This is a genomic window from Methanolobus sp. ZRKC2, from assembly GCF_045291185.1.
Lineage (GTDB): Archaea > Halobacteriota > Methanosarcinia > Methanosarcinales > Methanosarcinaceae > Methanolobus.
This window is the reverse complement of the sequence record NZ_CP146980.1, coordinates 2,666,007-2,679,085: the sequence shown is the minus strand read 5'-3', so window position 1 is coordinate 2,679,085 and position 13,079 is coordinate 2,666,007. Positions and strand designations below refer to the sequence as shown.

The window sequence follows — 13,079 nt, the reverse complement described above, 5'->3', positions numbered from 1 at the left end:
TTTAAGTCAACTACCTAATCGCAGTATAACGTCAGAAATGATTTAAAACTTTCGACATAATTTTATAGTGTCATGAAGATAAAAAATGTGATATAATTAGGAAAGGGAAAAAAGTAAATTTAAAAGTTGTATGAGACTCTCTGCTGAAGGTCATGGAAATTACAAATTGGGTGTATTTTGAGAGCCGATCTTCTGGATGACCAATATACATAAAATATATAAATATTAATATATTAAATGTTGATAAAGAAGATGGAGATTATTTTATGCAAATTTTTATTGATTAATACATTTGCATAAAGGAATAATATTTTTTTAAAAGAGGTGCTTTTGTGCTGAATAACATACCTATTTCCAAGAAACTGATTTTGATATTAACGCTGATGTTTTTTGTTTCGATCGCAACATTTGGTTCAATAAAATATTTTCAATCTGCACAAGAGGCAGATGGAGCAATTATTGATGCAGCCGGAAGAGATAGGATGTTGTCTCAGCGAGCTGGATTTTACGCGGAACAGGTTATCTTTGGAGCAATAAAAGGAGAAGATGTTACAGAAAAGAAAGAAACATTAAAAGATATAATTGATTTACATGACAAATCTTTTTATGCTTTAAAGGATGGTGGTGTTGCGCCAGGAATAGCAAATGATAAAATCCTACCTCCAACAAATGATGAAATAATGCCTATTGTTCTGAATACTGAGGAACTCTGGATTGAGTACAAAAAGAATGGATATATAATAGTCAATGAACCAACCCTTATAGATGGGGAAGTAAATCCTGCAGTATCCGATGCAATGGAATTTATTGAAATAAATGGCCCTGAAATGCTCAGAAGAAATAATGAAATGGTCAAAGCATATGTCCAGATGAATCAAAATAAACAAGCAAGCCTAAATAATGCATTGGTCATTCTACTGGCAATATCATTGATAATTGTAGCTTTTGGATATTTTTTAGCGCAGTCAATTGTATGGTCCATAACAAAACCGATTTCAAATCTACTTGATGCTACCATTAGAGTTGCCGATGGAGACCTTACGGTTGAGGTCACAAGTGACTCCAAAGATGAGATAGGTCAGTTAGCCGGAGCAGTGAATTCCATGGTCTCAAATCTGCGTTATCTTGTGGGAGAAGTCCAGCAAGGTGCTTCAAAGGTTGCAGCTACCTCTGAAGAGATGGCTGCATCATCCGAAGAGATGACCGCAGCATCAACCCAAATTGCAGATACCGTCGGAGAAATCTCCAAGGGCTCGCAAAATCAGTCCTTTAAGAATCAAGAAGTTTCACGCACAATGAACGATATGACTAGGACAGTACAAGAGGTTGCAATCAACGCACTGAAGGCTGCTGAGAATACAGGTACTACCAATAATCAAATACAGCAACTTGGCAATAATTCGCAAGATTTGCTGATCAAGATGGACAGTATTAAGACAGTTGTAGGTGACTCAGCAGAAGTCATCAAGGAGCTGGATGAAAAATCCAAGCAAATCGGTGAGATCGTCACCTTGATTACCAACATTGCAGACCAGACAAATCTGCTTGCACTCAATGCAGCAATCGAGGCTGCCCGTGCAGGTGAGCACGGCCGTGGGTTTGCCGTAGTTGCGGATGAAGTCAGAAAACTTGCCGAGGATTCAGGTCATGCTGCCCAGCAAATAGCTGACCTTATCCATGAAATACAGGAAGGTACCCTGAATGCTGTGAACTCTATGGATCGTGGTACTGAGGAAGTTAACGAAGGTGCTCTATCACTTAACGAAACAGCCAGTGAGATACAACAAATCGTTGCATGCGGTGAAGAACTCACCAAGATGGTGCAGGAGATTGCGGCAGCTGCGGAAGAGCAGTCCGCATCTATTGAAGAAGTTACAGCTTCCGTAGAGGAGGTATCTGCAATATCTGAACAGTCTGCTGCCGGTACTCAAGAAGCCTCTGCTGCTGTAGAACAACAAACAGCATCAATGCAGGAACTTGCAAATTCAGCACAGGACCTTTCACAGATGGCAGATAACTTACAGGATGCAGTATCACACTTCAAGTTAGATTCTAATGAAGGATGATAGCGTGAAAATGGAATAAGAAGGGGTTTTAAAGAAACCTCATCTACACTTAACACTATGTTAAGTCGTTCATATGTTGCCTTATATCAATGTCATCATAAACTGCATCTGCCAATATTTCCTTTGGCCTTGTTCTTGGCTTCTGCAAGCCTTTATCCTAATATCTTCTATAACTTCAATGAAATGTTCTCATCTTGCATATCTCTTAGCAAAAGAACCGTCTTGGAAAATTAATATTCAGATTTTAATAACCGTGTTTCCCCATCAATTCTGCATCTATATGTTTAACGCCTTAAACTATCAGTATCCAGTCTAATTTTTGCCTCCTGATGTGACTCTCCTTAAATTCTAATTCTTTTAATTTGATGAGGAAATCCCATAATTATAGACATGATGTCTATGGAAAATTAGAAATCAATTCATCTAAGCTAATAGCTTACTTTTTATGTAGTCAAAGTATTCTTATATTATCAAGTAAATTTATGTAGACGGTTTATTATGGATATCGAAATACGTCGTGGGTATGAAGTTCTTCCTGACAATGACGTTAGGTTTGGAATAAGAATCACCAACAACACAGACGCAGTCATAACTGACATTCAAGTCATACTCGATTATAACGAATCATTACTCAAGTTGGAAGATGGGAAAGTTCACAAACTTGATAGTATACCACCTACCGTCCCACGCACTGTAAAATATATTCTTAAACCTCTTGGCTGTGTTCATAAAGAGTTTGTTGAAGCTACTATAACATATCGTGATCACAGGTGGGAAAAACACGTTATCACAATGAAACCCAAGGAAATACATTGCGTATGTCCATTCTTACGACCAAAACCAATTACTAAAACAAATTTCTTTGAGCTATCAAATTCTGGTCACTCGGTTGAAACAGGCATCAATTTCCAAGGAGTCAATGCCTCGCAATTGAAATTATTCCTCATGCAGAGCTGTGCAAATCGCCTGCACAAAGTGGATGAGTATTCAATTGATGACGGCGAAGTCATTTACTTTTCAAGTGAATCAGTAGGCGAGAAGGCATACTACCTACTCACAGTTCTCATTAAAGAGCAAGAAGGCTTCACACAGGTCATGCAAAGGGCTGTTTCCGACAAAACTCATGGAATACATGGTTTCCTCAATGAAATCGTGTCAGAACTCAAGCACATGGTCAAGACTGTAGACTCCGCAAAGGAAATCGGAGTCATCAAACATGAACATGTCATTAACATTATCGATTCTGTTGTTCAACGTAGCTCATTCTCAATCGGTAATAGCTCATCTGCCCTAGATGCAAAAGACAGTGTGATGCAAAGAAGCAAAATAGAATCAGAATCTTCACCCATTAACATTCATGACAGCGTTGTTCAACACACAGCCATCAATACCAATTTAAATAAGAGAAATAATGAAGAAATAGCTCTTATTGCCCATGAAAATCATGAGCAAGTGGACGAACTTCACAAAGAAGAGGGGACAGAATCGGCGAAACAAAGTGATAAAAGAAAGTTGTTAATTCCAATATTAGCACTCATTTTACTTGGTATTTTATGGTTTGGTTTTTCAGGAAGCACTGACAATCACGATACTATTCATGTTCAGGAACCAGTCATTTCAAGTGAAGTCTTAGCAGCTGACAAACCTGAAAATTTGTATATCAATAATGATGATTCAATTGATGATATTTCTAAAAATATTAATTTGACTAATTCGACTAATGGAAATGATAGTCAAATTGCCAATATAACTCATGATACAGTTAATGAAAATTACACCGACCATATAATAACTGAAACCATTACCAATAAAGTAATTCCAAAAGTAGGAACAAAGACATACAATAATTCTATTGGTATGGAATTCGTTCAAATTCCTGAGGGCAAGTTCAAAATGGGTTCGAATGATGGACCTGATGATGAACAACCTATTCATGAAGTGACTATGGGGAAAGCTTTCTACATTGGCAAGTATGAAGTCACTCAAGAGCAATGGTTTGCAGTTATGGAGAATAACCCTTCTCGATTTATAGGAGATAATAATCCAGTGGAAGGAATTTCATGGAATGATGCCCAAGATTTTATTGTTGCACTAAATGAAATTGAAGGGACAGATAAATACCGTTTACCATCAGAAGCTGAATGGGAATATGCATGTAGAGCAGGAACTAGTACTAAATACTTTTTTGGAGATAGTATATCCGGTTTAAATAAATATTCATGGTATTCTTCAAACTCAGAAACAAAAACACAGCCAGTAGGACAAAAAATGTGCAATTTGTGGGGGCTATATGATATGCATGGTAATGTCCATGAATGGGTTCAGGACAACTACCACCCAATCTATAAGTTTAGTCCAGTTGACGGGAGCTCATGGGAAGATTATAGCGATTATGGTAGGGTTATTCGTGGAGGAAGTTGGAATGATAAAGCTGCTAATTGCCGCTCAACTAGCCGTTTCTATTACCATCCACAGCTTGATGGTAGCAACAACATAGGTTTTCGTGTAGTTATGGACATTTAGTGCTAGCACAGCACTATCATCTAAGAACCTAGACTTCTCCCATCCATTTTTTCTATTGCATCTTCCTTATATGCTAAATCAAAAAGGAATTTGAATTTTAGATAAGTAGAGCCTCGGGCGGGATTTGAACCCGCGACCTCGTCCTTACCAAGGACGCGCTATACCCCTAAGCCACCGAGGCACAGAATGAGTAGTGGGGTGCTTCCCCATAATATGCAGAATCAATTAATAATGTTTCGGTCGGAAAACAGGAGCTTATAAAAGGTTATAGCTCCCAGCGGGAATCCACCGGGAATCGCTCGTTTATCCACATCAGGACACCATTGTGGTGCACGATCCGATAGGATCGGGAGAGTACAGTATCCATCCCGAAAAGAGGTTCATGATCGATAAGCTCAATATTCTCAAAGTCCCTGCGTGTCTCGATATTGTGATCACGCAGAATCTTTCCTATCGGGATATCGGCCCTCATCATGTCATTGCGCACGCCTTCTGGCATTTTTTCAATGGGGGACAGGGAGCGGGCATATACGTAAGGAATATCATCTGCCGTTAATGTGACAACACGATCATTAATATCCGCGCCTACCTTAACATCAAAAATCCCTGCCATCCTCTCATCTGCCGGAATGATATGCTGGTATTCGGTCACAACCGCAGTTTCGTGTTTGGTCATGATCTCCAGCAGGAAGGTCACCGAGCCGTCAGTTCCTGCACATACTCTCAGACATGTGGGGATATCAAAGCTCTTCAGTTTTTCAATAAAATTCATGTTAGTAATTTTCCAAAGCTGGCACAACGGGCCAAGGGGATTTATTTGGAAACTTCCTTCTTTGCTTGCTTCAGACGCTCCTTAGCAGTGTAACCTGTAGCACTATAAAGGAAATCCCTGAAACGCTTATTTGAATCCAGAATAAGCTCATCATCAGTTACGGAAGCATCGGAGACCGTATCAACAGCCAGTTTCTTACCTTCGATCCATACAGTCAGGCTGGAAAGAACACCATAAGAAACAACAAACTTTTCACCTTCTTTCTCGATGTCACTCGGAAAAGCATCATTCAGGCATTCGTATATCCTATCCATATCAGGTTTAAAACCACGCTTTAACTTGTATTCCTGCATTTCAATCAGACCTATATAATAGACTTAATAGGAATAAATTTACCGGTAGTCTGCGAAGAAGAAATTGTTCTTAAAGTCAGTATCTAATGCCTTCAAACAAGACAAATATATCAGAATCTGAATTTTCCTCTGTCCAGACACTTCGATCCCATTGTAACTAACCTTTTCCACTCATCAATTGTACCAAAAAACTTCAATTCTAACAATAATTCGATTAATCTCTCCACCAATCAAAAATCAGCGGTTTCCAATGAATTCAAGCTAAGGAAAACTTCCAGACCCGATATCCCTTCCAGCAACAGCATCCCGGACCGTATGGAGTGCATACAGAAGATGCAGCAGACCTGTTTTAAAAAAAATGATACTAAATGCATTAGAATTCATTTTGAAAGACTTTAAATGATAAACAACACATATAATTACTTGTAAGTTCACCAATCTTTTCGATGCAGACATTGTGAAACAAATCATTCAAGCATAGGTCACGTGTCTGAATATGAATTGCTGCAGTGAAATTGCCGGGGAAAGAAAGGGAGTTGACTTAGTTTGGTTGACACAGTTGATATGCTGGTATTCTGGGCTGTCATTCTTGCACGTTTCTTTATACCTCTGGCCATTCCGAAATATCCTCTTCCGGCTATTGTAGCATCTTTGGTCCTTGACGGCGTAGACCAGACAATCTTCCAGCAGTTCACCTCCCTTCCACTGGAAGGGTATCAGGGATATGACAAGGCCCTTGACATTTATTATCTGGCCATCACCTATCTTTCCACATTGCGCAACTGGACAAACCAGTATGCTTTCAAGTGGAGTCGTTTCCTCTTCTACTATCGGTTGCTTGGTGTAGCACTTTTTGAACTGACACAATTGCGCCTATTGCTACTTATATTCCCGAACGTTTTCGAATACTTCTTCATATTCTATGAAGTCGTCCGGTTGAAGTGGAAACCCACAATACTGACAAAAAAGCAAATAATAGCTTCAGTAGCATTTATCTGGATATTCATAAAACTTCCACAGGAATACTGGATACACATAGCCCAGATAGACACAACAGACATGATAAAGGCAAACCCCTGGACCATACTAATCCTGGTAGGATGGTCAGCAGTTGTTATAATTGGCGTATGGTTAATACTCAAAGGGATGCCAAAACCGCAAAAAGGATTTTCGATTGCTGCCGATCCCATCCCATCTAATATTGTCAATTATGGGATATATTATTCCAAAGATACAAGAAGACCTATTTTTAACCGCGAACTTTTCGAAAAGGTCTTACTCGTCTCACTCCTGAGCATAATCTTTGCTCAGGTGCTTCCTGGCGTGCAGGCTACAAATGCCCAGATAGCCATAGCAGTAACGTTTGTCATCATAGTAAATACCGCATTAAGTCATTGGTTTGCCAGGCGTGGGACACACTGGGAATCCATAATCAGGGAATTTGCCATAATGTCTGTTGTGAATTCCGGAATAATCATTGTTTACGACTTATTCATAGCTCCCAGATATGAAAGTTCGATAAGCGTGGGAGTCACCCTATTCTTCATCCTGCTTCTTACGCTGAATGTAGTCTTGTACGACAGATATCGTCCGATATACGTCAGGCGTTTTGGAAAAGAAGCCCAGGAGACAGATTGAATTCACTACTTCAGCACCGTTTTTCCCTTGTCTCCTACAAGACGTACCATTGGCACTTTCGGAAGCACTATTTCCCCGAGTTCACTGAGCTCACTCCATGATGGAGTAGGTTTCTCATGTCCCTTAAACGGCAGATCAAAATCAGGATTACTCATGAACTGATAAAGCATTACTTCAGAAGCACCTTCAAGATCAGGCAGGATATGTTGCATCGTATTAACATTTACATATTCGGGAATCACCCTTATCCAGATCCTGAGCCACTTATGCCGTGCAATCTCCAGGGACTGGCGCAGCAGGCCAACATATTTTTTAGTGCGTTTTTCAGACATTCCTGTCAATTCCATAATAGCAGGGATGTCATCAAGTGGAGCCTTGATCTCAAGCACAAAACCCTCAACAAAGGGAAGCGTTTTCTCCAGCACATCAGGCTTCATTCCATTGGACTTCAGGATCACCTTTTTACCTGCACCGCTTAGTTCTTCAATCAATTGCAAAAGATCTTTCTGCAGAGTTGGCTCCGCACCACCAAGATAAACATTTTGTGTTGTAGATTTTTTTGCAAATTCCACGATATCCTCAACGGACCATTCCTTCATTGGCTGATGTATATGGACACAGTAAGGGCATTTCATATTACATCCTGCAAATTCCACGCGTATCTGCCCCTTGGCATCCGACAGGTCTATCAGTCTCATTCAAATCCTTCCCAGACATATTACAATTGCATTAAAGATATCACTATCTATTAATTTCAATTTTGAATTCCTTTATGCCACACGAATAACCAGGAAACGATTTTATTCCGGATTTCCAGGAATCAGTTTCCAGCAGCGATTACTATTTATCCGGCGCTGACTATCAACCCTAAACATAAGGTGATCAAATTGGTAAAAAGATTACAACTAGAGGATCTGGAAGAAAGCAAATCCCGGGAAAAGATCGATGAAGAGGAAATAGAAGGCCTCTATGACCTTATAATACCACCCGGAACTCCTTCATATATCATTTATGATCTGGTGGAGGAGTTCGACCTCGATCCTATTGGAAGAAAGATAAACGTCAATATAGTAGAATGTGATGAAAGAGAAGTTATCGTACTACGCGGAACTCTTGAAGTAGTACAGGCAGCAGAAAAATTCCTCAAAGAAGAGTTAGAAGCATGGGTTCAGAGCGAATGACAAAAACTCCATACTTCAATTGACTTTTATTTATCGATATCAGAATTCCAGAATTAGACATCAATTCCTGTTATTCCGTCATTCAGGAAATCAAAGACCGTTGCCCTGCCACTGTCATCATAGATATCCAGTTTACGGGACTCTTCGATCTTTCCGATAACCGCGGCAACGATGCCGGTCTTTTCGAACACTTCAATACATTCGGCAGCTTTTTCCTCTTTTACCGTCAGTATATAGCCCGTAGCAGGATATATCTTAAGCCATTGCTCAAAGTCTACATTATCAGGCCTTGGTATCTTCCTGATATCAACGGATGCTCCTACTTTGCTTACCTCACAAAGCATGCCCAGCGTACCGATAGTTCCGGGGTTGCTTATATCTTTTCCCGCAGTCACGAGCCTTTTCTCGCCAAGCTCCTGCATGACCATGAACCTTTCACGCACAACAGCCGACTCCTTGAATGATGTAGTATCCCAACTATAAGGTGAGTTCTTTCCGACCCTTCCGTCCATATCATAAGCTGCAATGACAACATCACCCGGACTTGCTGTATCGCTCCTGATAACGCTGTCTTTTTTGGCTATACCAATTATCGAAACCGCAAGAGAATTGTAAGGTGTGTCAGGGTGCATGTGCCCTCCGACCATGGGTACTCCGAACTTCTTGATACCGTCCCTGATTCCTTTCATTACCTCTTCGGTAGAACTATGATCATCGGAAGACATGACATTCACCATTGCAAGAGGCCTTCCACCCATAGCTGAGATATCATTCACATTGACAACCACGGATGTATAACCGGTCCACCATGGACTTTTGTTGACTATCTTGCCCCATATGGCATCTGCCGCGAAAAGTATAACATCATCGGTCCCAATATCGATTACCGCTGCATCATCCCCGAAATCCACAATTGCATCACTATACTCAGGACGTACAGTTTCAAAGATACGAACGATATCTGATATCGGTTTTTTACGAGTTACACCTTCAAAAGTCCTGATGCTTTCCGCAAGCTCTTCAATATACAAAAAAACACCTGCACAATAATGATATGATTAATAGATAGTTTTACGACACAAGCAGAGTGGATTTCAGTGAAAAGGCCTAAGCCTCCTCATCTGACTTCTTTTTCATGTCAAGTTTAATGATATTTCTGCGCTCTTCACTCATCTGTGAGAGATCCTTTCCGATCAGGCCGAAAGCATCGGACCTGCACTGGCGACAGTGTCTCATCTGCTGCACATAAGGTGCACATGAATCCTGAACAGCTTTACATTCTGCAGGAGAAGGTGCCTCCATATCAGCAAACATCGCCTGGCAGATAAGCGGCATCACATTCATGATAAAAACACCAAGCTCGTTGATCTTCTTTGCAACCTCAATTATGTGTCTGTCATTGATACCCGGAACAAGCACAGTATTTACCTTGACGACAAGACCTGCATCGACTGCAAGCCTTATACCTTCCAGCTGGTTCTTTATCAGGATCTCAGCCGCCTCAGTACCCCGGTAAATCTTTCCCTTGTAGGAAACATGACTTATCAGCTGAGCCTCAATCTCAGGATCGATAGCATTCATTGTTACCGTTAGCGTAGTAACTCCCGTTCTCAGAATATCAGGCATTCTCTCAGGCAACACCAGTCCGTTAGTACTCAGGCAAAGTGTTGCATCAGGAAACTCATTTTTGATTAGTTCCAGAGTTTCAAAAGTCTCATCGTTTGCAAGAGGATCACCGGGACCCGCAACGCCTACTACCTTGATAAAAGGGTACTCTTTGAGTACCTGCCTTGTCTTATCAAGAGCATCCTCAGGAGTCAGCACTTCACTGGTCACACCGGGCCTGCTTTCATTAACGCAGTCAAACTTACGGTCACAATAATTACACTGAATATTGCATTTCGGAGCAACTGCCAGGTGGATTCTCCCAAACTTATGCTGGGCTTCTTTGGAATAACAGGGATGTTGTGCTATCACTCTCTTGATATCCGCGTCCCTGGAAATTTCTATTTCACATGTACCTGATTCCTTATTTTCCATATTTACAGCTCCTTGGCAGCTCCTGTAAATTCAGATCAAGTTAAGCATAAACCCATTGATAAAGTTTTGTGTTTGCAATACAGGAAGACAATAAATTATGGGCAGATTTCACACCATTTACCCTGTCCTTCCCATATTTTGAGGGAAATTGAGAAATCAAGCCTTGAAGAAAGACGCGCGTGAACATGTTCACACAGGTTTTCTACACTTGGGTACTCCAGTATCTCATTCAGCAGGACATGGTCATACTCTTTCAGAACTTCCTTTACTACTTTTTTAATCTCGTAGAAGTCCATTACCATTCCACTCTCTTTCTTTTCTCCCGCGATAACGACCTCAACCTTGTAGGTATGGCCGTGAACTACTCCGCAGGTAGCATGCTCCGGAAGATAATGGGCACTGTCAATATAATCTATTATTCCGAGTCTCATTTTCATTATAGGCACCCCCACATCCTGTGGGTCTGTGGTATTATTTTCGTGTCAACGCAATTGAGAAGCTTCTCCTGGAGATCGAGCAGATATCCAGGCATTGGTAAACTGTCAACCTGTGAAACAGGTTGCAACACCAGGCATGAAATATAGCCAGAGATCGCCCCAACGACGCCTTCAATGTCATCCGCATCAGTATCCTTCGTAACTACGATCTTGCAAAAACAATCCCTGTCTTTTGTATTTTTTAATACACGAAAACATTCAATGGTTCTCTCAATGTGGTGTTCATAATCCTCCATTGAAGATGGAGGTAGCATCTTAACATCACCAGATACATAGGATAGTTTGTCCCTGACTTTCTTTGCTAGATGTGGCAAGGTCATATTAGATTCAAGATACAACGGGCTTGATAGGTTCAGCTTGGATATGAAATCCGCATGCAACAAAGGTTCTCCACCGGTTAATGATACCGAATGTATCTTATCAAAGGAACCCACCATCTCTTCAACAGCACTCGTGGACAGAGGATTTTCCATATAACTAAAGGAACCCGACCCTGACATTTCCTCAAATCTACAGTTCTCCGGTACCTCAATAGGCGTATCACAGTAGTGACAACTGAGATTACAACCTGCAAAGCGCACGAATGCCTGCCTGGAACCAACGTAAGGGCCTTCCCCCTGTACAGAACAAAAGACTTCACTTACCGGAGCAGACATCATATCACATCCAGAGGCCTGGATTTGCGAAGGTCTTTTTCGATATCATTTATCTCATTGAAATAGACATTTGCTATTGCATTCATCAGGATACCGATCTCATCTCCTTTAATTCCGATTTCATCCAGACTGCCATAATAATCATGGACTACATTTATCCCGAAATGAATCTTCTGAGACACTGCAGAAGTGCTGGCAATAGACACTGTGAGTTTGTTACCATTTATGAAAAGGTCATCACCCCTTCTTTCTATCTCAGATAATCGGGATGAAAGAATCTCTTTGACGATTGCCGTGAAAAGCCTCTGCCTTGCATATACCAATTTCAGGTCGGTAGAGTCGAAGTGTTCGATGATAAAATGAAGCATGTCCGTAGAGAATATGATATCACCCTGCTTTTTATCCTCAAGGTCTATCATATGTTCTATTTTTACATCACATGCTCCTCTGAAAGCTATTATAGAATCCGCCTGTACATCAGCCAAATTATAGGCCCATAGGGAAGATATCTGGCTTCCGTCATAATCAATTAATTCATTAAGAATAATGCATTCCATATTATCACAAAACCAGATTATTCAGGTGTTATTCCAAGCCTCACCAATAGTGGATCGGACACTCCCATCTCAGCAAAGGCACGTTTCCTTCTGACACAACTTTCACATATACCACAAGGCACATCTTCTCCATGATAACAGCTCCAGCTGAACTCAAGCGGAGCATTGGTCTCAATTGCCTTTGAAACAATTTCCTTTTTGTTCATTCCGATAAGAGGAGACATTACCTTTACCTTATTCAAGGTGGAATAAGAAAGAGAATCATCAATTGCATCGATGAATTCCCGGGAATTGTCAGGAAAGGTTACAGCTTCTTCTTTATTGAAACCCACAATTACATTTTCAAGCCCCATACTCTCAGCAAAGCTTGCGGCAATATTTATCATCACACCATTGCGATTAGGCACCCAGACATTCTTTGCTGATTCAATAGTTATGGAAGGATCTGCACCCTTTGATATCTTTTCCAGGGACATTGCAGGAACCTCATTTGAGGTGTTGACAAGAGAAGTAGCAGTAATACCGGCGAGCCATTCAAGATTCACTACTCTAAGTTCGAATCCTAAATGCTCACTTATCTTCTTTGCACATTCGATCTCACGGCTGGCTGAACGCTGGCCATAATCAAAAACCAGTGCCAATTTGATCTCAGTATGCTCCCTTGCAACTGATATAGAAGTAACAGAGTCGAGACCGCTGCTTAAAAGGGCTATTGAAGTAGTAATATGAATCCTCCATAATATGATTGATAAATATCAATGATAACAATGATAATCCTTCAGTAATACTGGGAGAA

General features: G+C 40.7%; 13 protein-coding genes and 1 tRNA gene. 4 read left to right on the top strand and 10 right to left on the bottom strand.

What is annotated here, in order from left to right; genetic code table 11:
* Nucleotides 1–332: 332 nt before the first annotated feature.
* Nucleotides 333–2,066 carry a methyl-accepting chemotaxis protein gene (locus V7O62_RS12895; RefSeq protein ID WP_406656741.1) on the top strand — a complete coding sequence of 578 codons (1,734 nt, stop codon included), beginning with the start codon at nt 333–335 and terminating at the stop codon, nt 2,064–2,066.
* Nucleotides 2,067–2,564: 498 nt separating this feature from the next.
* A complete protein-coding gene (locus V7O62_RS12890; RefSeq protein ID WP_406656740.1) occupies nt 2,565–4,589 on the top strand; it encodes a formylglycine-generating enzyme family protein in 2,025 nt (674 codons plus the stop codon).
* Nucleotides 4,590–4,698: 109 nt separating this feature from the next.
* Here V7O62_RS12890 and V7O62_RS12885 read toward each other — a convergent pair.
* The 3 genes from V7O62_RS12885 to V7O62_RS12875 form a co-directional block, all read right to left on the bottom strand.
* Nucleotides 4,699–4,770 (bottom strand) — tRNA-Thr (locus V7O62_RS12885).
* A gap of 84 nt (nt 4,771–4,854) precedes the next feature.
* Nucleotides 4,855–5,361, bottom strand: coding sequence for a chorismate--pyruvate lyase family protein (locus V7O62_RS12880; RefSeq protein ID WP_406656739.1), 507 nt, complete (start codon nt 5,359–5,361; stop codon nt 4,855–4,857).
* A 41-nt stretch (nt 5,362–5,402) separates the two neighbouring features.
* Nucleotides 5,403–5,714 carry a DUF5611 family protein gene (locus V7O62_RS12875; protein WP_406656738.1) on the bottom strand — a complete coding sequence of 104 codons (312 nt, stop codon included), beginning with the start codon at nt 5,712–5,714 and terminating at the stop codon, nt 5,403–5,405.
* A gap of 546 nt (nt 5,715–6,260) precedes the next feature.
* On the opposite strand from V7O62_RS12875, the gene V7O62_RS12870 reads away from it, so the two are divergent.
* On the top strand, nt 6,261–7,352 hold the full coding sequence (locus tag V7O62_RS12870; protein WP_406656737.1) for a hypothetical protein: 1,092 nt from the start codon (nt 6,261–6,263) through the stop codon (nt 7,350–7,352).
* A gap of 5 nt (nt 7,353–7,357) precedes the next feature.
* On the opposite strand, the gene V7O62_RS12865 is transcribed toward V7O62_RS12870, so the two are convergent.
* The gene (locus tag V7O62_RS12865; RefSeq protein WP_406656735.1) at nt 7,358–8,050 is read right to left on the bottom strand and encodes a radical SAM protein; all 693 of its coding nucleotides are present in this window, start codon (nt 8,048–8,050) and stop codon (nt 7,358–7,360) included.
* A gap of 189 nt (nt 8,051–8,239) precedes the next feature.
* On the opposite strand from V7O62_RS12865, the gene V7O62_RS12860 reads away from it, so the two are divergent.
* Nucleotides 8,240–8,533 (top strand): hypothetical protein, encoded by a 294-nt coding sequence (locus tag V7O62_RS12860; protein ID WP_406656734.1) that lies wholly within the window; start codon nt 8,240–8,242, stop codon nt 8,531–8,533.
* Between the two features lie 53 nt (nt 8,534–8,586).
* Here the strand turns inward: V7O62_RS12860 and V7O62_RS12855 are convergent, their stop codons facing one another.
* The 6 genes from V7O62_RS12855 to queC all read right to left on the bottom strand — a co-directional run bounded on the left by V7O62_RS12855 (nt 8,587) and on the right by queC (nt 13,008).
* Nucleotides 8,587–9,564 (bottom strand): methanogenesis marker 2 protein, encoded by a 978-nt coding sequence (locus V7O62_RS12855; protein ID WP_406656733.1) that lies wholly within the window; start codon nt 9,562–9,564, stop codon nt 8,587–8,589.
* A 76-nt stretch (nt 9,565–9,640) separates the two neighbouring features.
* Nucleotides 9,641–10,573 (bottom strand): nitrogenase cofactor biosynthesis protein NifB, encoded by a 933-nt coding sequence (gene nifB / locus V7O62_RS12850; RefSeq protein ID WP_406656732.1) that lies wholly within the window; start codon nt 10,571–10,573, stop codon nt 9,641–9,643.
* A 95-nt stretch (nt 10,574–10,668) separates the two neighbouring features.
* Nucleotides 10,669–11,010 (bottom strand): 6-carboxytetrahydropterin synthase QueD, encoded by a 342-nt coding sequence (queD, locus tag V7O62_RS12845; RefSeq protein WP_406656731.1) that lies wholly within the window; start codon nt 11,008–11,010, stop codon nt 10,669–10,671.
* Nucleotides 11,010–11,726 carry a 7-carboxy-7-deazaguanine synthase QueE gene (locus V7O62_RS12840; RefSeq protein ID WP_406658303.1) on the bottom strand — a complete coding sequence of 239 codons (717 nt, stop codon included), beginning with the start codon at nt 11,724–11,726 and terminating at the stop codon, nt 11,010–11,012. The genes queD and V7O62_RS12840 overlap by 1 nt, the downstream gene beginning before the upstream one ends.
* Entirely contained in the window at nt 11,726–12,283 is a 558-nt protein-coding gene (locus tag V7O62_RS12835) for a DUF366 family protein (protein ID WP_406656730.1), read from the bottom strand. The genes V7O62_RS12840 and V7O62_RS12835 overlap by 1 nt, the downstream gene beginning before the upstream one ends.
* 17 nt (nt 12,284–12,300) lie before the next feature.
* Nucleotides 12,301–13,008 carry a 7-cyano-7-deazaguanine synthase QueC gene (gene queC, locus V7O62_RS12830; RefSeq protein WP_406658302.1) on the bottom strand — a complete coding sequence of 236 codons (708 nt, stop codon included), beginning with the start codon at nt 13,006–13,008 and terminating at the stop codon, nt 12,301–12,303.
* Nucleotides 13,009–13,079 lie beyond the last annotated feature (71 nt).